Origin of the sequence: Gemmiger sp. An50 (assembly GCF_002161595.1) — a bacterium.
Classification (GTDB): domain Bacteria; phylum Bacillota; class Clostridia; order Oscillospirales; family Ruminococcaceae; genus Allofournierella.
This window is the reverse complement of record NZ_NFID01000015.1, coordinates 78,072-99,627: the sequence shown is the minus strand read 5'-3', so window position 1 is coordinate 99,627 and position 21,556 is coordinate 78,072. Positions and strand designations below refer to the sequence as shown.

Below are 21,556 nucleotides of genomic sequence, written 5' to 3'. Positions count from 1 at the left end.
CAATGAACCATACAAAACAAGAAGAGCTGGCCCAGCTGCAGGCCCGCTATCCAAACTTTTCCCCTTTTGTGCTGCTGAAGCTGAGCATGATCCGTTACGGGGCAGTGCTCACCCCCGCCGCGCTGGAGAAGATACAGGGCTCCATCTACGCCTTTTCCAGCGACAATGCTTTTGACATCCGGTTTTCCGGACGTGGTGCCGCCGCTGTACCCGGGCCGATCCTGCTGCGGGACGGCACCTTTGTTTACATCAACTACGGCGATCCCTACGAGGACCCCTACCAGATCGACTGGGAGGGCGGGCTGTTTTTGCTGAAGGAGGGCGACGCGCTGATCGACGTGATCGACTTCGTACCCCGGCCAGATTTTTACGGTAAAACCACCAGCCTTGGCACCCCCATGGCTGCAGTGGCGGACGTGCGCGGCCAGAAGCTGATTCTGAACGCCTTCCAGCGCTGCCGCTTCTGGGAGGGCGGTCACCAATGCGGCTTCTGTGCCTTCTTCACCGGCGGTCAGAGCCGGGGCGAGGTGAACTGCCAGGACGTGCGGGAAACCATTCAGGAGGCCATCAAAGAGCCGGGCCGTTTTTCCGAGATCAGCCTGTCCGGCGGATCGGATTTTTCCGGCGAACCACCCTTTTCCTGCGAGGTGGACCGGTACATCCGAGTCCTGCAGGCCATCGGGGAAAACTTTACCGGTCGTTTCCCCTGCCAGCTGATGGCACCTGCCTATCCCAAACAGCAGCTGGAACGCATCTGGCGCGAGACCGGCATCACCTCCTACGCCCCCAACATCGAGGTCTGGGGCAAGGCTCTGTTTCAGGAGCTCTGCCCCGGCAAGGAGCAATGGGTAGGCTATGAGGAATGGATTCGCCGCACGTTGGACGCGGTAGATGTATTCGGGCGTGGCAAGGTTTGCACCCAGGTGGTGGCCGGTGTGGAACTGGCTGCAAAGAACGGCTTTTCCGATGTGGAGGCCGCGCTGGAATCCAACTTCGAGGCCTGCGAGTTTTTCGCCAGCCACGGAGTGAACTTTTTGTGTACCATCTGGCGCCCGCACCGGGCCACCCGGCTGGGTTACCGGCCCATGCCGCCGCTGGAATACTATGTGCGGCTGGCGGAAGGGCTGCACAGTATCCGTAAAGCGCATGGGCTTTACAACACAAACGATGACTACAAGCACTGCGGGAACCACCCGGACAGTGAACTGGAAAGGGGTGACTGAGAATGAAACTGCCTATTTTCACCCCGATGCCGTCTGAAACAGCTGCTCTTCTGCCTGTTTGGGACAGAGCTGTGGTGCAGGTACAGGATCTGGAGGGGCCGGTTACCTTTCTCTGCCCTGTGGTAGCCAGCCAGAATGGCTCCTCACTTTTGCTGGGGCTTACACAGGAGCGGACCGCAGCCGGGCGAGCTCTGGTGCGGACGCTCTGGTTCGATCAGCCGGTGACTGTGTGGCTGCCCGGTGAAGCAGACTGGATTCAGATGACTGCCCGAGCCTGGAAGTGCCACATCACCGGTCCGGTGTTCCGGGAACTGTTGGAGCAGGCACGCCGCCGGGACCCGGCTGCCGATCTGGCCGTTATATGGGAGCTGATGCCCACGGCACAAAGCTCCTGTTCCCAGCCGCCTCAGCCGGTGAACTGCCCTCTTTTACGGGAAGAAGAAGTTCATCTGGAGCTGCTGCGACCTGAGCGGAACGGCGAACAATAAATCAAAAACAGGCGCTCTGCCCGGTATATCTGCCCGGGCGGGGCGCCTATCTTATTTGATTGGGGGGAAATCGATTGATTCCGGCCTTTCCTCCCATGATGGAACGGACTAGTATTTCTTTCTTCTTTCTCTGCGGAAAAGGCTCGAATCCCTGCGCTGCCCGCGCAATTCTCAGGCATTGCCGCCGCGATACATTCCCGCTTTTTTTCAACCGCCTTGACGGTGATGTTGCAGAGGGCAGTCTCCTGCCCGCCTTCTGCTGCCACAGTGACGGTCGTGCTTCCTTCCTTCAAGGGCTTTATGCTGGCCTTTGTCCCGTCTGTTTGACTTTGGATGATCTGAACAATACCGTTTGGGATGCTGCTCCATGTCATATTTGTGTTTGTGGCAGTCGGGTCCAGAGTGGCTTGAAGCTCGGCGGTTCCATCCTGCTTTAGGCTCAGGCTGTTTTGCCGCAAGGTCACACCGGATACTTTCCAGACCGCCTCGCCGGTCACATATGAATAAGATGGAGCGGGCCATTCAACAGGCTCTGAACTGATCCGTCATCACCGGGGGCTTGCTGGCCGGTGGCGAAGCCAAAAGGCCGGCAAAAGCCCCTGGTGCCTGGGTGCGAAGCGCCCAGGGTCGCCAAGGCTAGTATTACCCTTGGTGACTTATGTAGCAGTAGCAAAACTACTGCTGATTCCCATTTACCCAGCAACAACCAAACAACCCAGAACCACCCACAAGGGGGAATTTAAACAGGTATGGCAAACAACAAAAATGAACAGGGGCGAAAGTGGCAGTTGACCATCAACAACCCGGATCAATATAGCATGACCCCCGAAATCATTAAGCAGAAAGTGTTTACCTTCAATTCACTTCTTTATTTCTGCTTCGCTTATGAGATCGGGCTGGAAACAAAAACGAAACATGTTCACATCTATTTGGCTTCCGATGTTCCGATTCGTTTTAGCACCCTGAAAAAGCGTTTCCCTTCTGCTCATATTGAGCGCACTATTGGCACATCCCAAGAGAATCGTGATTACATTAAAAAAGAAGGAAAGTGGGAAAATGATCCAAAGAAAGATACGTCCATTCCTGATACCTTTTTTGAGTGGGGAGAGATGCCAAAAGAACGACAAGGGGAACGAAGTGACTTGGCGCTGCTTTACGACTATGTGAAAGACGGTCTTTCCAACTATGAGATTCTGGAACGCTGCCCCATGTTTATGACCCGACTAACTGATATAGACCGTGCTCGTGCAACAATTCGCAGAGAACAATATAAGAACACCTTCCGCCATCTTCAAGTCATTTATATATCAGGAGCCACCGGCACAGGAAAAACAAGAACTGTCATGGAAGAAAACGGATATGAAGCTGTGTATCGTGTGACTGATTATGAACACCCCTTCGATTCCTATGCTGGTCAAGAGGCTCTGGTGCTGGACGAGTTCCGAAGCCAATTAAAAATTTCTGAAATGCTTAATATCCTAGACGGTTATCCTTTGGAATTGCGATGCCGCTATGCAAACAAGGTGGCTTGTTTTACCACTGTGTACATTATAAGCAATATCCCATTATATGAGCAATACCCAAATGTTCAATCGAGTGACAAAGAAACTTGGAACGCATTATTACGCAGAATTCAGACCGTCAGAGATTATCATAAAGATGGCAGCGTCCATGAATACACAATGGAAGAATATTTAAACGGCTTCATAGTCCTTGATCCTGCTCGTTATCCTCTCCCATTCAAGAACCCACATAATAGGGAACCCCGTCCCGTTTCATCTGAACAAACCGATTTAGCCCAGGCATTTTAAGGAGTGTATTATATATGTTTGAGAACTATCCTGAGATTCTGACCACCAAAGACTTACAGCAGATTTTTCCCAAGAACAAAGGGGCTATTTATGACCTACTTAAAACCGGGCAGATTCCAAGCTTTAAAATCGGGAGAGAGTACATGATTCCAAAAGCCGATTTATTGGACTTCATTAACCAGCAGATGAAAAAGTAATAGCGTGTTCATTATAGGGGTGTTATACTTTATTTGTACTTGTTTCTTTTGCAAGCAGACTTGCCGCAGTAATTGGAAAGGATGCTGTATATGACAGGCAGATTGCAGAAGAAAAATGATTATTATTATGTGGTACTTCAACTGAGAGACACAGACGGAAACCGCAAACAAAAGTGGATCGCCACAGGATTGCCGGTAAAAGGAAACAAGGCAAGGGCCACCGAAGAGATGCGAAAGATTCTAAACGAGTATGAGAGGGCCAACCTTTTATTTAGCCCAAACGAACCGTTTGTAGATGTTCTGGAGCAGTGGCTGGAGCACGCCAAACTTCATTTGGAGATTAACACCTATTCCAATTACGAGATTATTTTCCGTGCCCACCTTCAACCCTATTTCCTAGAACACCCCATAGAGCTGAGAAAGATTCAGACCGCCCATATTCAGGCATATTGTAATTATAAGCTGCAAACCCTCAGCCCTGTTACCGTCAAAAAGCATTTGAGCAATATTTCCTGCGCTTTAGAAGAGGCCCGAAAGAATCACATTATACCCTATAACCCCGCCCATGATGTGATCCTTCGGGGGAGCAAGAAGTTTATCCCGAACTTCTACGATGAAAAGCAGATTGCCCAGCTCTTTCAGGCAGCACGGAAAAGCAAAATTGAAACTGAGATTATTTTAGCCTGCACCTATGGCCTGAGAAGAAGCGAGGTTGCCGGGCTTACATGGTCACAGGTCGATTTTGAAAAGGAAACTATACTCATTTCCAAAACTGCCGTTATCAGCAAAGGCGGCACCGTCTACAAAGAGCGCACCAAAACAAAGAAAAGCTGCCGTGTGCTTCCTATGAGTTCAGAGATTAAGCAATACTTGCAGAATCTCTATAATAGGCAGCAACAGCAGCAGCAAAGTTTAGGCGCTCATTATCACCCATCCGACTTTGTATGCCGACAGGCAGATGGAAGAGTTTTCTCCGTTGAAGCAATCAGCAGCAACTTCAAGAAACTTTTGGCAGACAACGATCTTCCCCCGATTCGGTTTCACGATCTCAGGCACTCAGCAGCCACTAAACTTCTAGCAGATGGCTATAATATGAAGTGCGTTTCTGAGTTCCTGGGGCACTGTGATATTCACACAACCATGAACATCTACGCACATGTGAGCAATCAAACCAAAAAAGAAATGGCTGGCAGCATGGGGGGATTATTAAACAGTCTGAATGATCCACCGCCTCAAACACCGGTAGAAGCTCCGGTAGAAAAGATTATCTACTTCCCAGCTTCCCGCGCAATATAAGGAATCAGGGTAGAAGATGGTAGAAAAGCGGTAGAAAAAACCTTCACATCAGGGGAATTCCATAATAGGAATATATAGCAAAACCCCTGTAAACCGTTGAGTTTACAGGGGTTTCAACTGGTGCGGATGAAGGGACTTGAACCCCCACGGTATCGCTACCACTAGAACCTGAATCTAGCGCGTCTGCCAATTCCGCCACATCCGCATATTCTCTTTCGCTTTGGCTGTTCACCTCAGCGACGTGTTTTATTATAGCACGGATTCAGAGAATGTCAACACCTGTTTTGAATTTTTTTGAAAAATATTTTCTCGTCAGTTTTACCGCCCCTATAATTGACATTCACCTTGTGGATGCGTATAATATATAAAATGTTAGGACAAAGGCGTCCATCCCAAGGCGGTCGTATCCGCTTTCACGGGATGGGCGCCTTTTCTTTTTTACACTATAGCAGATACAATTTCAAGGGGGATATTGGGATTATGGCAAGCAAGCATATTTTCGTGACCGGCGGTGTGGTTTCCGGCCTGGGCAAGGGCATCAGCGCGGCCAGCCTGGGACGGCTGCTCAAGCAGCGCGGCCTGAAGGTGGCAGCCCAGAAGCTGGACCCTTATGTGAACGTGGACCCGGGTACCATGAGCCCTTACCAGCACGGTGAGGTATTCGTGACCGAGGACGGCGTGGAGACCGACCTGGATCTGGGCCACTACGAGCGCTTCATCGACGAGGATCTGAACAAGCTCTCCAACCTGACCAGCGGCCGGGTCTACTGGAATGTGCTGCACAAGGAGCGGGCGGGCGAATACCTGGGCCACACTGTGCAGATCATTCCCCACGTGACCAACGAGATCAAGGAATTCGTTTACGGCCTGGGCGAATACACCAAGGCAGATGTGGTCATCACCGAGATTGGTGGCACCATCGGCGACATCGAGAGCCAGCCGTTTCTGGAGGCTATCCGTCAGATCAGCCGGGAGGTCGGCCGGGAAAACTGCCTGTTTTTGCATGTGGTGCTGGTTCCCTACCTGAAATGCTCCGGCGAGCACAAAACCAAGCCTGCCCAGCATTCGGTGCACGAACTGCAGAGCATGGGCATCATGCCGGACGTGATCATCGCCCGCTGTGACGAGCCCCTGGAAGATGGTATCCTGCAAAAGATCGCTGCCTTCTGCAACGTGGAGCAGGACTGCGTGATTGAAAACCGCACTCTTCCCAGCCTGTACGATGTGCCCCTGATGCTGCACGGTGCACGGCTGGACGAGCTGGTCTGCCGCCGCTTCGGCTTTGCCGCGCCGGAGCCGGATCTGACCGAGTGGCGGCAGATGTGCACCCGCATCAATGAGCTGAACCGTTCGGTGACCATTGCCATGGTGGGCAAGTATGTAGAGCTGCACGATGCTTACCTCTCGGTTGTGGAGGCGCTGCGCCACGGCGGCTATGAGAACAGCGCGGCAGTAAGCATCCGCTGGGTGGATGCGGAGCAGCTGAGTGAAGCCAATCTGAACGAGCAGCTGGCCGGTGTGGACGGCATCCTGGTGCCCGGCGGCTTCGGCCAGCGCGGCATCGAGGGCATGATTCTGGCGGCACGCTACGCCCGTGAGCATTCCCTTCCCTACCTGGGCATCTGCCTGGGCATGCAGATTGCAGTAATCGAAGCGGCCCGGAATATGGCCGGTCTGCCCCGGGCCAACAGCCGGGAATTCACCCCCGAGAACGACCAGTGTGTGATCGACCTGATGCCGGATCAGGCCGGCGAGCTGCCCAAAGGCGGCACCATGCGTCTGGGCGCATACCCCTGCGCTTTGGCAGAGGGCAGCCGGATGCGTGCCATCTACGGTGGCGCGGAACTGATTCATGAACGCCACCGCCATCGCTACGAGGTGAGCAACGCCTTCCGTCCGATGCTGGAGGAAGTAGGTGTGCGCTTCACCGGCACCTCGCCGGATGGCCGACTGGTGGAGGCCATGGAGCTGCCGGAGCACCCCTTCTTTGTGGCGGTGCAGTATCATCCGGAGTTCAAGAGCCGTCCCAACCATGCTCATCCCCTGTTCCGCGAGCTGATCTGCGCCTGCCTGAAGGGCTGACCTTCTCTTTTCGGAATAAAAATGGATACAAAAACGCTCCCGCGTTCGGAACAAGTCGAACACGGGAGCGTTTTTTATTCTCTTTTCCGCACTCATATGGGCGCGTAAAGGGCTTTATACTGGTTCTCCGGATTGGGTTCCAGCACCCAGAAAGAACTGTTCAGAATGGCAGCCAGATCTTCGCCAAAGGCGGTACAGAACTGCTCCAGCAAGGATCGAATCGCTTCTTTGTCCGCCTGCTGCGCCCGGCGGCAGAGGATCTTTTCGGTCAGGTCCCTGGGTGGAGTATTCCCTCGCAGATAGATATGTCCGCCGTACATGCCGCGGCCGCAGAAGCCGCCCACCACCGGCTGGCCTTCCGGCGCGCCGAGGCCCAGCACCACAATCACGCCGCCTGCCTGGTACTCGCCCAGAAAGCTGCCCGCCGTGCCGCCAATCACAATGCTGGCGCAGGAGTCACCGAAGGCCTTCATATGAACACCCGCCCGGTATCCCACATCGCCCCGGACCATCAGCGCACCACCGCGCATGGCATAGCCCGCGGCATCGCCCGCGCGGCCCTCCACCCAGATTGTGCCCGCGTTCATGGTATCACCCACCGCGTCCTGCGCGTTGCCGTGAACCCGAATGCTGCCGCCGTCCAGATAGGCCCCCAGCGCATTTCCGGGCGTTCCCCAGATTTCCAGTTCACGGCCCTGCATACCGCTGCCGATATAGCGCTGGCCGCAGCAGTTATGAATTTGAACATGGGGATCGGTGCAGGAGCGCAGGCAACGGCCCAGCTCCTCATATTCCATTCCCGTGGCGTCGATTCTCATTGTGTTTCTCCCCTCTCTCATTCTCCGGCATGCTTCACGCCCAGGATATCCAGCTCCTTCTGGGTAAGCCCAATACTACGCAGCGCCAGCCGGTTGCCGCACAGCGCCTCAATGGAATTGATGCCCATGCCGCCCATCATCTCGCGGATCTCACGGGTCCAGGCATCCACCAGGTTCACCAGACGCTGTGCGCCCTCGTCCGGGTCCAGACGGGCAGCCAGGTCCGGGCGCTGGGTGGCAATGCCCCAGTTGCACAGGCCGGTATGACAGGAGGCACACAGATGACAGCCCAGCGCACACAGCGCTGCTGTGCCGATGGAAACTGCATCCGCACCAAGGGCAATGGCCTTGACCACATCTGCCGAGTTACGGATGGAGCCGGAGGCAATCACTGAGATGCGGCGGCGGATCTGCTCCTGGCGCAGCCGCTCGTCCACAGCGGCCAGGGCCAACTCGATGGGGATACCTACATTGTCCCGGATTCGTGCAGGGGCTGCACCGGTGCCGCCCCGGAAACCGTCGATGGCGATGGCATCCGCGCCGCTGCGGGCGATACCCGAGGCGATGGCCGCGATGTTGTGTACCGCCGCTACCTTCACGATCACCGGCTTGGTGTAGCCGGTGGCTTCCTTCAGTGAGGCCACCAGCTGGCGCAGGTCCTCAATGGAATAGATATCGTGATGGGGCGCGGGGCTGATGGCATCCATGCCCTCCGGCACCATACGGGTGCGGGCCACATCGCCCACAATCTTAGCGCCGGTCAGATGTCCGCCGATGCCGGGCTTTGCACCCTGACCGATCTTGATCTCGATGGCTGCGCCCGCCATCAGGTATTCCCGGTGCACGCCAAACCGGCCGGAAGCAACCTGCACGATGGTATTGGCTCCATACGGGTACAGATCCCGATGCAGACCGCCCTCACCGGTATTGTAATAAGTGCCCAGCGCCTGCGCCGCCCGGCTGAGGGCCGCGTGTACATTGTAGCTGATGGCGCCGTAGCTCATGGCCGCAAACAGGATGGGGGTCTTCAATTCCAGATGCGGCGGCAGAGTGGTGTCCAGCTTGCCGTCCGGCCCGCGGTGGACCTTATCCGGGCGACGGCCCAGATAGACCTCGGTTTCCATGGGTTCCCGCAGGGGGTCGATGGGCGGATTGGTCACCTGGGAGGCGTTCAGAAGCAGCTTATCCCAATAGCATGGCACCTGCTCCTGTGCGCTGCCCATGCTGGACAGCAGCACGCCGCCGGTGGCCGCCTGCCGGTAGATCTCCTGCCGGGCGTCCTGACTCCATCCTGCATGGGGTCGGAAGGTATTTTCCGCCGGGCGAATCTGCAGCGCCCCGGTGGGGCAGCAGGCCACGCAGCGCTGACAATCCACACACAAGTTGGCGTATGCCCGCATCTTCCCGGCTTTTTCATCCTTTTTATGCACGCCAAAGGCGCATTGCTGCTCGCAGATGCGGCAGTTCACGCACAGCTCCCGGTCACGCAGGACCGCAAAGCGAGGCGTATCCCATTGGATTTTCATTTCCGTTCCTCCTCCTTCAGCCGCACGATCACCGGTTCGCCGCCATTTGGCGCCCAGATACGGTCCAGCTCCGGCTCCACTGCCCGGATGGCGGCCTCTTCACTGGCAAAGTATACCCGGTCGCCCCGCTCGGCCACCACCAGACTGCGCAGCTTGAGCCGGTCGTTCAGGGCCATCATGCCGCCCTCGAAGCCCACCAGAATGGAGAACGGCCCGGTAATCAGCAAATCGCTGTACATCTGACGCAGGAAACGACGCTGCTTCTGCTCCGGCTCGGGCATGGCGGCCAGCTCGCTCCAGAAGGGGGCCGCCACCACCTGTGCAGCCTCCTCCAATGTGAGGCCCTGATGGCGCAGCAGATAATCCAGTGTATAGGTAATAACCTCGGTATCGGTGAGCAGGTTACAGCGGTAACCATACATCTCCACTGCCCTCCGGTTTGCGTCGTAGGAAGAAATCTCGCCGTTGTGGACCACCGACAAATCCAACAGGGCAAAGGGATGGGCGCCGCCCCACCAGCCCGGGGTGTTGGTGGGATACCGGCCGTGGGCAGTCCAGGAATAGCCCTCATATTCCTCCAGACGGTAGAAATCCGCCACGTCCTCCGGGTAGCCCACAGCTTTGAATACACCCATATTTTTGCCGCAGGAAAACACATAGCAGCCCTTGAGCTGGTCATTGATGCGAATCACACAGCGAGCGACATATTCCTTTTCGTCCAGATGGCTGTCCGCCAGCTTGTGGGGCAGCGGCTGCACAAAATACCGCCAGATCAGCGGCGCGTCCTTGATCTTGGGCGTGGGCCGGGTGGGAATTTTAGAAAGGTTGATTACATCGAAATGACGTTCCAGAAACCGTTCGCACTCCTCTCGGGCGGCAAGATCATCATAAAACACATGCAATGCATAATGGTTTTTGTATTGCGGATATATGCCATAACCGGCAAAACCACCGCCCAACCCGTTGCTGCGCTCATGCATCACCGCGATGGACCGGCGGATCACCTCACCGCTGATGGGCTGGCCGTCCCTGGCAAATACCCCGCTGATGGCGCATCCGGACGGGATGCGTACCTGGCCTTCCTTTAACATGGTCCTCCTCCTTTTCACCGCGCAGCGCGCGGAAAACAAAAAAGGCGCCCGCACCGGTGCCTTTGCATCGATGCGAACGCCTTTGTTCGTATGCGTTATCATAGCACTGCATTAAAGCAAAAGTCAAGTGTTTTTTTACTCTTTCAACACTTTCCCGCAGTTCCGACAAAGCTTTTCGAGCAAACGCGCGCAACTTTTGTGCAAATACAAAAAATTGTTTTTTGCGGTCGTCTGCCCCCTTGACGCGGCGGCGTTTGGGGGCTATAATGCAGCTATTGACACAGCAAAGGCGCTGCGATCCCCCACGGATTTGCGGCGCCTTTGTCCCTTTTTATTCCCGGCATTCAAGGAGGAATTGTCCATGAGCCACACCCTTTCGCAGCTTATGCAGTTCATAGAAGAAAACGACATCAAGTTCATTCGCCTGGCTTTCTGCGATATGTTCGGCGTACAGAAGAACATTGCCATCATGGCCAGCCAGCTGTCTCACGCAGTGGAAAGCGGTATCTCCTTTGATGCTTCCGCCATTGCAGGCTTTGCCAATGTTGCGGAATCGGATCTGTTCCTCGCACCGGATCTGGACACTTTCGCCATTCTTCCCTGGCGACCCAGCGAGGGCTGCGTGGGCCGGTTCTTCTGCAACATCAAATACCCGGACGGCCGCCCCTTCGAGGGCGACGGGCGGCACCTGCTGCAGACCATGGAGCAAAAGGCGGCACAGGCCGGATACCGGTTTTTGCTGGGGCCGGAATGTGAGTTTTATCTGTTTGAAACCGATGAAAAGGGCCGCCCCACCCTGGAACCCTTTGACCGGGCGGGCTACTTCGACATCGCCCCCATGGACCGGGGCGAAAACGTGCGACGGGAAATCTGCCTGACGCTGGAAGAGATGGGCATCCAGCCCGAGCGAAGTCATCACGAGCAGGGCCCCGGCCAGAACGAGATCGATTTCCGGTGCGCTTCTCCCCTGCACGCGGCGGACGACCTGATGACCATGCGGGCAGCGGTGAAGGCCATTGCCGCCCAGAACGGTTTGTTCGCCTCCTTCCTGCCGAAGCCTCTGCAGGACGAGAGCGGCAGCGGGCTGCACATCAACCTTTCCATCTTCCAGAACGGTGTGAATCTGTTCGAGAATTTCCGCACCGATCCGCATCCCACCGCCGCCGCCTTTTTGGCAGGTATTCTGCGGCGTATTCCCGAGATTACCGTTTTCGCTGACCCGCTGCCCGGCTCCTATGAACGGCTGGGCCGCTGCGAAGCGCCGGGCGTGGTAAGCTGGTCCTGCCAGAACCGTTCTTCTCTGGTGCGTGTGCCTGCCGCCAGCGGCCCCGACTGCCGCATGGAGCTGCGCAGTCCGGACCCCTCCTGCAATCCCTATTATGTAACCGCGCTGCTGCTGGCTGCCGGGTTTGAGGGTGTACAGGAAGGGCTGAGCCTGCCCGCCGCTGCGGACTATGACGCATTTGCCCGGCCTGCCGGACTTACCCCGCTGCCTGCCAGCCTGGACGAGGCACTGGCACTGGCCCAGGAAAGTGAGTTCTTAAAGCAGGTTCTGCCGGAAAAACTGCTGGTGGATTATCTGGGCCACAAACAGCGGGAGGCGGATGCCTACGCCGCAGAAAGCAAACCCTATGAATATGAGATCCGCCAGTACTTTGAACGGATCTGACCATTGGTTTCGAAAAGTGAGGTGAACGGGGATGCCGGGTGTTCTGATCGCAAGCGATAAGCAATACCACGAAACGCTGCGGGCATTTTTTGCCGCCGGTCAGCCTGCGCAATGCTGTGCCAATGCCGGAGAGGCCCGTCGAGCCATGTGCGGCGGCTCCTTCGAAACCCTGGTGATCAACGCACCTCTCCCCGATGAATTTGGCCGGGAGCTAGCTGTACAGGCGGCGGATGCCGGTATGGATGCCATTCTCCTTTGCCCCGGACCCCAGGCCGACAAGATGGCCGCCGGGCTGGAAAAATACGGAGTCTTCGTGCTGGCCAAACCACTTTCCCGCCAGCAAACCGCTTTTGCGCTGCGGCTGATCCGAACCGGCCGCCAGCGGCTGCAGAAGCTCACCGCGCAAAACCGCCGACTGACCAAGCGGCTGGACGAAGCCCGGATCATCAGCCAGGCCAAATGTGCGCTGGCACTTTGCCAGGGGCTGAGTGAAGAACAGGCCCACCGTTTAATCGAAAAAGAAGCCATGGATGGCCGCATCTCCAGCCGGGAGGCCGCACTGGAGATCATGCGAAGGCTGGAGGACGAAGGCCTTTTGTAACTGCTTTTTCCGTTTCAGGATTGATAATAAATACGCCAAACAGGCAAAGGCGCCTGCATGAATGCTTGAGGAGGTTTCTCCCCGGGCTTTGTGCAGGCGCCTTTGCTTTTAAACCATACAAAGCGAGGGACATTTTATGCAAAAACTTCCCCGGCATCTGCCAATTCATTACGAGGATTACGCACCCGATCTTGCACCGGAGCAGCGCAAGGCCTTTTATGGGCTGCCAAAAAACGTGCAGTTCTGTCGCGAGTGCGTAATGAGCAACCAGAAGCCCAACAGCTGCTACGAGTTCGAGCACACCATTCATTCCAAAAAGAAGACCATAGTCATTCAGGAGGACGGCGTATGCGACGCCTGCCATGCCTGCCACAATAAGGAAGGCAAGATCGACTGGGCCGACCGGGAACGCCAGCTGCGGGAGCTGTGCGACCAATACCGCAAGACCGACGGCAGCTACGACTGCCTGGTGCCGGGCAGCGGCGGCAAGGACAGCTTTTACGCCGCCCACCTTTTGAAGTACAAGTACGGCATGCATCCGCTCACCGTAACCTGGGCGCCCCACATCTACACCGACTGGGGCTGGAAAAACTTCGAAGCCTGGATTCACGCCGGATTCGACAACTACCTGTGCACCCCCAACGGCCTGACCCACCGGCTGCTCACCCGCCTGGCCACCGAAAACCTGTTTCATCCCTTCCAGCCCTTCATTCTGGGCCAGAAGCAGCTGGCACCCAAGATGGCCGCGAAGTTCGGCATCCCCCTGGTGTTCTACGGTGAGAATGAAGCCGAGTTTGGCAACCCCATCGCGGACAACGACAGCGCGCTGCGGGACGAACACTTCTTTGCCACCAATGACTTTGATCACATCTATCTGGGCGGCGTTTCGCTGCGCCAGCTGGAGGAGGACTTTGGTGTGGACAAGGCGGACCTGGCCATCTATCTGCCCTGCGAGACCAGTGACCTGGAGAAGAACCACATCCAGGTGCACTACATGGGCTACTACGAAAAATGGCATCCGCAGGGTGCATACTACTACAGCGTGGAGCATGGCGGATTCATGCCCAGCCCGGAACGCACCGCCGGTACCTACTCCAAATACAATTCCATCGACGACAAGGTGGATGACTTCTTCTACTACACCACCTACATCAAATACGGCATCGGCCGCTGCACCTACGACGCGGCGCAGGAAATCCGCAACGGCGAGATCGACCGGGACGAGGCGGTGCTGCTGTGCAAGAAGTATGACGGCGAATTCCCCAGCCGGTTTGCCGACGAATTCTTCCGTTACATCTCCATCGACAAGGAGCACTTTGGCAAAGCGGCCGACTGCTTCGAGCAGCCCACAATGGATCTGGATTATTTCATGCATCTGGCAGACCGGTTCCGCTCGCCCCATCTGTGGCAGTACGAGAACGGCGTCTGGAGCCTGCGGCATACGCCCTTTGAGGGGCCGAGCCTGTGCGGCTTCGGCGCACCGGAAAAAGGCGGTGCCAAATGAGCGCGGCGCTGCGGCTCATTGCCCGGCTGGACGTAAAAGACCGGTATCTGGTGAAGGGCATCCAGTATGAGGGCCTGCGCAAGCTGGGCGACCCCCACGACTTTGCGCTGGACTATTACCGGCAGGGCATCGACGAGCTGTTTTATCTGGACACGGTGGCCAGCCTGTACGGCCGCAACAACCTGAGCGGCATTTTGGAGCGGGTCACCCGGGACGTGTTCATCCCCATCACCGCCGGCGGAGGCCTGCGCAGCGTGGAGGATGTGGGCACCGTACTGAAGGCCGGCGCGGACAAGGCGGCCATCAATACCGCCGCCCTGCTCCGCCCCCAGCTGATCAGCGAGGTGGCCCGTGCCTTCGGAAGCCAGTGCATGGTGCTGAGCATCCAGGCCAAGCGCCGGGACCCGCTGAACCCCGCCGCCGGTTGGGAAGCCTATTACGACAACGGCCGGGAGCACTCCGGGCGGGATGTTCTGGGATGGGCCCGTGAGGCCCAGCAGTTGGGCGCAGGTGAAATTCTTCTCACCGGTGTGGACCGGGAAGGCGTACGCCGCGGCCTGGACCAGGAGCTGATCCAAGCGGTGTGCAGCGAGGTGACCATCCCGGTGATCGCGGCAGGCGGCGCAAGCAATTCCGGCGACCTGATGCAGGCCGCCCGCCTGGGCGCAGGCGCCGTGGCAATGGGCAGCCTACTGCATTACAAACAAGCCACAATCCCCCAGCTGAAAAAGGAGCTGGCGGAAAACGGTGTGGAGGTGAGACCATGCATCCAACAGTAACCATTGTGGATTACGGGCGCAGCAATCTTTTGAGCGTGCAGCGGGCCCTGGAATACTGCGGTGCGATAGTGGAATACGCCTCCACCTCTGAGCAGGTGGCCGCGGCCGGTGCGCTGGTGCTGCCCGGTGTGGGCGCCTTTGCAGACGGCATGAACCTGCTGCGGGAAAGCGGCCTTGCCCGGGCGGTCTGCACCAGGGCAAGGCAGGGTGTTCCTCTGCTGGGCATCTGCCTGGGAATGCAGTTTCTGTTCGATTCCAGCAGCGAGGGAGGGATCACTCCCGGCCTCGGTCTTTTGCCGGGCACCGTGGAGGCCATTCCCGGCCATACCACCCAGGGCCAGCCGCTGCGGGTGCCGCACATTGGCTGGGCGCCATTGTATCCCGCCCAGCAGCGGGAAGGATTTTCCGGCAGCACACTGGAAGCCATTCCGACCAAAAGCCAGGTGTACTTCGTGCACGGCTACCGTGCAATGCCTGCACGCCAGGCTGACCGGCTGGCGGATACGCTGTATGGAGGGCACCGCATCTGCGCTGCCGTCCAGCGCGGCAATATTACCGGGGTACAATTTCACCCGGAAAAAAGCGGCGAGGTGGGACTCGCCATTCTGCGCACGTTCCTGGGCAGCTGCCCGGCGTGATATAGAGGGTAACTTTTAAGGAGGGAATTTATTATGAAACAGACCTACCGACCTGCACTGAGCCTTTACGAGACCCAGAGTGCCATTGGCATGATCAAGCAGTGCTTCCCCGCACACCTGACTCGCCAGCTGCGGCTGACCCGGGCCACCGCTCCCCTGTTCGTGGACCCCACCACCGGACTGAACGACGATTTGAACGGCGTGGAACGTCCGGTCTCCTTTGACATTCCCGCCATTCCCGAACTGGCAAAAGGCGCGCAGGTGGTGCACAGCCTGGCCAAGTGGAAGCGCCAGGCACTGGGCCGCTTCGGTTTCGCACCGGACACCGGCCTGTACGCGGACATGAACGCCATCCGCCGGGACGAGGAGCTGGACGAGCTGCACTCGGTGTATGTGGATCAGTGGGACTGGGAAAAGGTCATCACCCGTGAAACCCGCACCGAGGAATACCTGAAGGATACCGTGCGGTCCATCGTAAGCGCCATCTGTGCCACGCTGGAGGAGGTCAAGAAGGCATATCCCCAGCTGTGTGTAACCCTCTCCGAACACGTGAGCTTCGTGACCACCCAGCAGCTGGAGGACCTGTGGCCCGACCTGACGCCCCGCCAGCGGGAGAACGCCTATCTGGAGCAGCACCCCACCGCCTTTATCATGCAGATCGGCGCACCTCTGGCCAGCGGCAAGCCCCACGACGGCCGCGCCCCCGACTACGACGACTGGAGCCTGAACGGTGATCTGCTGTTCTGGGACGACGTTCTGGGCTGTGCGCTGGAGGTTTCCAGTATGGGTATCCGGGTGGACGCCGAAGCCATGGAACGTCAATGCAAGGCGGCTGGCTGCCCCCATCGGCTGGAGCTGCCCTTCCACAAGGCTGTACTGGACGGCACCCTGCCCCTGACCATGGGCGGCGGCATTGGCCAGAGCCGCCTGTGCATGCTGCTGCTGGGCAAGGCTCACATCGGTGAGGTACAGGCCAGCCTGTGGCCCAAAGCCATTCGGGAGCAGTGCGAGGCCGCTGGTATCCCCCTGCTGTGAACGCATCCGCACATTTTTGCTTTGAAGTATGAAAAGGAGCTGTGACATATGAATCATGTACCGGAATTGTTTGGCAGTATGGTATTCAATGACAAGGTTATGAAGGCCCGCCTGCCCAAGGAAGTTTACCGTTCTTTGAAAAATACCATCCAGCGGGGCGCTCCCCTGGACCCCAGCGTGGCCGATGTGGTGGCTGCCTGCATGAAGGACTGGGCCGTAAGCAAGGGCGCGACTCATTTCACTCACTGGTTCCAGCCCATGACCGGCATCACCGCCGAAAAGCACGACAGCTTCATCAATCCCTGCGGTGACGGCAGCGTCATCATGGACTTCTCCGGCAAAGAGCTGGTCAAAGGCGAGCCGGATGCCTCCAGCTTCCCCTCCGGCGGCCTGCGCGCCACCTTTGAGGCCCGCGGCTACACTGCCTGGGACCCCACCAGCTACGCCTTTATCAAGGATGACACCCTGTGCATCCCCACTGCCTTCTGCAGCTACAACGGCCAGGTGCTGGACAAGAAGACTCCCCTGCTGCGCAGCATGGACGCCATCAGCAAGCAGGCGGTCCGTGTGCTGGCTCTGTTCGGTAAAAATGTACAGCGGGTGAACACCACCATCGGGCCCGAACAGGAGTACTTCCTGATCAACAAGGAGGACTACGCCCGCCGCCCGGATCTGATTCTGACCGGCCGCACCCTGGTTGGCGCTCCCGCTCCCAAAGGCCAGGAGCTGGAGGATCACTACTTCGGTTCCCTGCGGCCCCGGGTCAAGGCCTTCATGGCTGACCTGGACGAGGAGCTGTGGAAGCTGGGCATCCTGGCCAAGACCGAACACAACGAGGTGGCCCCCTGCCAGCATGAGATGGCTCCCATCTTCGCCACCGCCAACATCTCCACCGACGCCAACCAGCTGACCATGGAGGTGATGAAGAAAGTGGCCGACCGGCACGGCTTTGCCTGCCTGCTGCACGAAAAGCCTTTTGAGGGCGTGAACGGAAGCGGCAAGCACAACAACTGGTCGCTTTCCACCGACGGGGGCGAAAATCTGCTGGACCCCGGCACCACGCCCGCCGAGAACACCCAGTTCCTGCTGTTCCTGACCGCCGTAATCAAAGCGGTGGACGATTATCAGGACCTGCTGCGCATCAGCGTTGCCAGCGCTGGCAACGACCACCGTCTGGGCGCCAACGAAGCGCCTCCGGCCATCGTTTCCATGTATGTGGGCGACGAGCTTCAGGCCGTGATCGACTGCCTGGTGGCGGGCAAGCCCTGCCAGCCCAATGCTCCCACCGTACTGGACACCGGCGCTGTGGTGCTGCCCAACCTGCCCAAGGATACCTCGGACCGCAACCGCACCAGCCCCTTCGCTTTCACCGGCAACAAGTTCGAGTTCCGTATGCCCGGTTCCTCCTTCAACATCGCCTGCACCAACGTGATGCTGAACACCGCTGTGGCAGAATCGCTGCGGCAGTTTGCCGACGTGCTGGAGCAGGCCGACGATCTGCCCCGTGCCCTGCTGGAGCTGATCCGCGGCGAGCTCACCGCTCACCAGCGCATCCTGTTCAACGGCAATGGCTACAGTCACGACTGGGAGGTCAAGGCCGCACGCCGTGGTCTTTCCAACTTCCGCACCACGCCCGAGGCGCTGGTTCACTACACCGACCAGAAGAACGTGGAGCTGTTTGCCCGGCACGGTGTTTACACCCGGGATGAGATTCAGTCCCGCCAGGACATCCTGCTGGATGAATACGCCAAGGCCATCCGCATTGAGGCGCTGACCCTGCTGGATCTGGTGCGCTGCCGCATCTCGCCCGCCTGCGTTACCTACGCCACCGGCCTGGCTCAGGGCGTGAGCACCAAAAAGCAGCTGGGCATTGAGGTTCCCCAGGAGGAAACGCTGGCCCGCCATATTTCCTCCCTCACCGGTCAGCTGATGCAGGCTGCCGATCAGCTGGAGGATCGTCTGGCCGACCCGGTGGCCGAGGATGCCGCCGTTGCCGCAAGCTGGTGCGCCCAGACGCTGATCCCCGCCATGGACGCGGTGCGCACTCCGGCTGACCGGCTGGAACAGCTGGTGGACCGTTCCGTCTGGCCGCTGCCCACCTACAGTGACATGCTGTTCTACGTTTGATTACTCCCAAATTCTTGTTTTCTCCCTATAAAAATGCACAGAGCGCGCGGCTTGCCGGTTTCGGCAATGCCGCGCGCTCTGTGCGTTCTGTGTTATTTGGTTTGATTGGGATTTTCCATACCCATAACCCGGTAGACTGCATCCAGGTCCAGGCTGGCACGCACCGCATCCGCCAACAGATCATACTGGCTTTGCTGGTAATCCCAGTGACTCTGCGGCCGGAAGTTTTTCTGGGCAATGCCCTTACGGGCCAGCAGCCAGGCAGCCAGAGCCTCAGTGAGCGAGCCCTCGTCGAATAGGCCATGCAGATAGGTGCCGAACACATTGCCCTGCACCGCGCCCTCCTCCTGGCCGTTTTCCAGCCGGCACAGGGGCTGGCCTGCCAGCCGCTTTGTGCGGCCCATGTGGATCTCGTAGCCCTGGATGGATGCCCCCGCTAAGGGACCGGCCAGTGCTTTGGCCGCTGTGCGGGTGCGGGCCTTACTGGCGGTAAATTCTGTTTCGCAGGGCAACAGGCCCATGCCCCGCATCTCGCCCGCCTGCTCTATACCATCCGGGTCCCGCAGGGTCTGGCCCAGCATCTGATAGCCGCCGCAGACCCCCAGCACCGGGGTACCGGCCGCCGCCAGCTTGCGTACCGCTGCTTCCAGCCCGTTCTGGCGCATCCAGGCAAGGTCCGCCATGGTGCTCTTGGTGCCGGGAAGCACGATCAGGTCCGGCGCACCCAGCCCGGCAGCCTGCTCCACATAGCGCACACCCAGCGCAGGATGGCTTTCCAGCGGGGAAAAGTCGGTGAAATTGGAGATGTGGGGCAGCCGGATCACTGCCACATCCACCGGCCGGTGGGCCTCGTGGGCGCTCAGCCGGGGAGCCAGACTGTCCTCATCGTCGATGTCCACCCTGGTATAGGGAATCACACCCATCACCGGCAGGCCGGTGAGTGCCTCCAACTGGTCAAGGCCGGGGCGCAGAATGGCTTCGTCACCCCGGAACTTATTGATAATCAGGCCTTTGACCCGCCTGCGCTCCTCTTCTTTTAACAGGGCCACCGTACCGTACAGCTGGGCAAATACGCCGCCCCGGTCAATGTCGCCCGCCAGCAGCACCGGCGCATTCACCAGCTCGGCCAGGCCCATGTTCACGATGTCGTTTTCCCGCAGGTTGATCTCCGCCGGACTGCCCGCACCCTCGATGACCAGAATGTCGTTCTCCTCCGCCAGGCTGTTGTAAGCCTTCAGCACATGGGGAACCAGCCGGGTTTTGTTTTTGAAGTAATCTGCTGCCGAGTAGTCGCCCCAGACCTCGCCGTTCACGATCACCTGGCTGCCGGTGTCGCTGCTGGGCTTGAGCAGGATGGGATTCATCCGCACATCCGGCTCACACCCGGCCGCCTGCGCCTGCACCGCCTGGGCGCGTCCCATTTCCAGGCCGTCGGCGGTGATGCAGCTGTTCAGCGCCATATTCTGGCTTTTGAAGGGGGCCACCCGCCAGCCGTCCTGCGCAAAAATGCGGCACAGCGCGGTGCAGAGCAGGCTCTTGCCCGCCCCGCTCATGGTCCCCTGGATCATGATACATTTTGCCTTAGCCATTTTCGCAGCCACACACCTTTCTGAGGGCAGCGATCAGCTGCCGGTTTTCCCGCCGGGTGCGCACCGCCACCCGGTACCAGCCCTTGCTAAGACCGGGATAATTGGAGCAGTCCCGAATCAGCACGCCCAGCGTCCGCAGCGGGGCGGCCAGTTTTCTTTCACTGTACAAAAGCAGATAATTGGCGCTGCCCGGCAGCACCCGCAGACCCAGATTGGCCAGCTGTCCGGCCAACCAGGGCCGTTCCGTTTGAATAACCGCCCGCAGCCGGGCCACATACCTGTGCTGACCCAGAGCCGCAAGCCCCGCCTCCTGCGCCGGGCCGGACACCGCCCAGGGCTGGCCGCAGCGGGCCATCGCCTTCAGCAGGGCTTCGTCCCCGCACAGGCAGTACCCCAACCGCAGACCCGCCATGGCATACAGCTTGGTGAAGGCCTTTAAAATCAGCAGGTTGGGAAAGCGGTCCAGCTCCCCTTTCAGGGTGTGGGCGGCGGGGTCGTCCAGCCAGTCGTTGAAGCACTCGTCCACCACCAGCAGGGTGCCGCAGGCCGCGCACCGCTCCAGAATCTTTCGCAGCAAGTCCGGCTCAGTGAGCGCCCCGGTGGGGTTGTTTGGCTCACACAAAAAGAGTATGTCCAGCTCCGGAGTGATTTCCTCCAGAATGGCAGGCGTGACGGCAAAGCCGTTTTCCTCGGTGAGCATGTGCTGCTTCACCCGGCAGTCCACTGTTTCCAGCGCCTGGCCGTATTCCGCAAAGGTGGGTGCGGTGACGAGGGCTGTGCGGGGCTTCTTCGCCAGCACCACCCGGAAGATCAGGTCCGCTGCGCCGTTGCCGCACATGATTTGCTCCTGCTTCACGCTCTCGTGCCGGGCCAGCGCTTCGGTGAGCTTTCGGCAAAGGGGGTCCGGGTAGCGAGCCGCCTGCCGGGCTGCTTTTGCCACCGCCCGGCGCACTGCCCAGGGCACACCCAAGGGGCTCACATTGGCGGAAAAATCCAGCGGCGGGCGGCCGTATTCGGCCTCAAAGCCCGCCCAGTCGCCGCCATGGGTCAATTTTTGCTGCATTGCAGTTGATTCTCCTTTT

The 21,556-nt window shown here is 58.5% G+C and carries 19 protein-coding genes and 1 tRNA gene; 13 read left to right on the top strand and 7 right to left on the bottom strand.

Features of this window, described 5'->3' with window-relative positions:
- Nucleotides 1–2 precede the first annotated feature (2 nt).
- Nucleotides 3–1,223: a radical SAM protein gene (locus B5G03_RS13015; protein WP_087182118.1), complete on the top strand. Its 1,221-nt coding sequence runs from the start codon at nt 3–5 to the stop codon at nt 1,221–1,223.
- 2 nt (nt 1,224–1,225) lie between these two features.
- A complete protein-coding gene (locus B5G03_RS13010) occupies nt 1,226–1,711 on the top strand; it encodes a hypothetical protein (protein WP_087182117.1) in 486 nt (161 codons plus the stop codon).
- On the opposite strand, the gene B5G03_RS18180 is transcribed toward B5G03_RS13010, so the two are convergent.
- Nucleotides 1,669–2,175: a hypothetical protein gene (locus B5G03_RS18180; RefSeq protein WP_162613409.1), complete on the bottom strand. Its 507-nt coding sequence runs from the start codon at nt 2,173–2,175 to the stop codon at nt 1,669–1,671. The genes B5G03_RS13010 and B5G03_RS18180 overlap by 43 nt on opposite strands.
- 285 nt (nt 2,176–2,460) lie before the next feature.
- Between B5G03_RS18180 and B5G03_RS13005 the strand changes: the two genes are divergently transcribed.
- The 3 genes from B5G03_RS13005 to B5G03_RS12995 all read left to right on the top strand — a co-directional run bounded on the left by B5G03_RS13005 (nt 2,461) and on the right by B5G03_RS12995 (nt 5,015).
- A complete protein-coding gene (locus B5G03_RS13005; RefSeq protein WP_087182116.1) occupies nt 2,461–3,522 on the top strand; it encodes a replication protein in 1,062 nt (353 codons plus the stop codon).
- A 14-nt stretch (nt 3,523–3,536) separates the two neighbouring features.
- Entirely contained in the window at nt 3,537–3,719 is a 183-nt protein-coding gene (locus B5G03_RS13000) for a helix-turn-helix domain-containing protein (RefSeq protein WP_087182115.1), read from the top strand.
- 90 nt (nt 3,720–3,809) lie between these two features.
- Entirely contained in the window at nt 3,810–5,015 is a 1,206-nt protein-coding gene (locus B5G03_RS12995; protein WP_162613408.1) for a tyrosine-type recombinase/integrase, read from the top strand.
- A gap of 118 nt (nt 5,016–5,133) precedes the next feature.
- Here B5G03_RS12995 and B5G03_RS12990 read toward each other — a convergent pair.
- A tRNA-Leu gene (locus B5G03_RS12990) sits at nt 5,134–5,220 on the bottom strand.
- Between the two features lie 275 nt (nt 5,221–5,495).
- On the opposite strand from B5G03_RS12990, the gene B5G03_RS12985 reads away from it, so the two are divergent.
- Nucleotides 5,496–7,097: a CTP synthase gene (locus B5G03_RS12985; RefSeq protein ID WP_087182113.1), complete on the top strand. Its 1,602-nt coding sequence runs from the start codon at nt 5,496–5,498 to the stop codon at nt 7,095–7,097.
- Between the two features lie 92 nt (nt 7,098–7,189).
- Here B5G03_RS12985 and B5G03_RS12980 read toward each other — a convergent pair whose 3' ends face one another.
- Genes B5G03_RS12980 through B5G03_RS12970 form a run of 3 tightly spaced genes read right to left on the bottom strand, consistent with a single transcriptional unit; the run spans nt 7,190 to nt 10,532 of the window.
- Nucleotides 7,190–7,915 (bottom strand): GltB/FmdC/FwdC-like GXGXG domain-containing protein, encoded by a 726-nt coding sequence (locus tag B5G03_RS12980; protein WP_087182112.1) that lies wholly within the window; start codon nt 7,913–7,915, stop codon nt 7,190–7,192.
- 17 nt (nt 7,916–7,932) lie between these two features.
- Nucleotides 7,933–9,441, bottom strand: coding sequence for a glutamate synthase-related protein (locus B5G03_RS12975; RefSeq protein ID WP_087182111.1), 1,509 nt, complete (start codon nt 9,439–9,441; stop codon nt 7,933–7,935).
- Nucleotides 9,438–10,532, bottom strand: coding sequence for a class II glutamine amidotransferase (locus tag B5G03_RS12970; RefSeq protein WP_087182110.1), 1,095 nt, complete (start codon nt 10,530–10,532; stop codon nt 9,438–9,440). The genes B5G03_RS12975 and B5G03_RS12970 overlap by 4 nt, the downstream gene beginning before the upstream one ends.
- A gap of 361 nt (nt 10,533–10,893) precedes the next feature.
- Between B5G03_RS12970 and B5G03_RS12965 the strand changes: the two genes are divergently transcribed.
- The 7 genes from B5G03_RS12965 to B5G03_RS12935 all read left to right on the top strand — a co-directional run bounded on the left by B5G03_RS12965 (nt 10,894) and on the right by B5G03_RS12935 (nt 18,885).
- On the top strand, nt 10,894–12,201 hold the full coding sequence (locus tag B5G03_RS12965) for a glutamine synthetase family protein (RefSeq protein ID WP_206423628.1): 1,308 nt from the start codon (nt 10,894–10,896) through the stop codon (nt 12,199–12,201).
- 31 nt (nt 12,202–12,232) lie between these two features.
- Nucleotides 12,233–12,802 (top strand): ANTAR domain-containing response regulator, encoded by a 570-nt coding sequence (locus tag B5G03_RS12960; protein WP_087182108.1) that lies wholly within the window; start codon nt 12,233–12,235, stop codon nt 12,800–12,802.
- A 136-nt stretch (nt 12,803–12,938) separates the two neighbouring features.
- Nucleotides 12,939–14,306, top strand: a complete 1,368-nt coding sequence (locus tag B5G03_RS12955) for an N-acetyl sugar amidotransferase (RefSeq protein WP_087182107.1) — start codon at nt 12,939–12,941, stop codon at nt 14,304–14,306.
- The gene (hisF, locus tag B5G03_RS12950) at nt 14,303–15,085 is read left to right on the top strand and encodes an imidazole glycerol phosphate synthase subunit HisF (protein ID WP_087182106.1); all 783 of its coding nucleotides are present in this window, start codon (nt 14,303–14,305) and stop codon (nt 15,083–15,085) included. The genes B5G03_RS12955 and hisF overlap by 4 nt, the downstream gene beginning before the upstream one ends.
- Nucleotides 15,070–15,723: an imidazole glycerol phosphate synthase subunit HisH gene (hisH, locus tag B5G03_RS12945; protein WP_087182105.1), complete on the top strand. Its 654-nt coding sequence runs from the start codon at nt 15,070–15,072 to the stop codon at nt 15,721–15,723. Before hisF ends, hisH begins: the two co-directional genes overlap by 16 nt.
- A 33-nt stretch (nt 15,724–15,756) precedes the next feature.
- A complete protein-coding gene (gene asnA, locus B5G03_RS12940; protein ID WP_087182104.1) occupies nt 15,757–16,758 on the top strand; it encodes an aspartate--ammonia ligase in 1,002 nt (333 codons plus the stop codon).
- A gap of 48 nt (nt 16,759–16,806) precedes the next feature.
- Entirely contained in the window at nt 16,807–18,885 is a 2,079-nt protein-coding gene (locus tag B5G03_RS12935; RefSeq protein WP_087182103.1) for a glutamine synthetase III family protein, read from the top strand.
- Between the two features lie 92 nt (nt 18,886–18,977).
- Here B5G03_RS12935 and B5G03_RS12930 read toward each other — a convergent pair whose 3' ends face one another.
- A complete protein-coding gene (locus tag B5G03_RS12930; RefSeq protein WP_087182102.1) occupies nt 18,978–20,474 on the bottom strand; it encodes a cobyric acid synthase in 1,497 nt (498 codons plus the stop codon).
- Nucleotides 20,467–21,537: a pyridoxal phosphate-dependent aminotransferase gene (locus tag B5G03_RS12925; RefSeq protein WP_087182101.1), complete on the bottom strand. Its 1,071-nt coding sequence runs from the start codon at nt 21,535–21,537 to the stop codon at nt 20,467–20,469. The genes B5G03_RS12930 and B5G03_RS12925 overlap by 8 nt, the downstream gene beginning before the upstream one ends.
- Between the last annotated feature and the right edge of the window lie 19 nt (nt 21,538–21,556).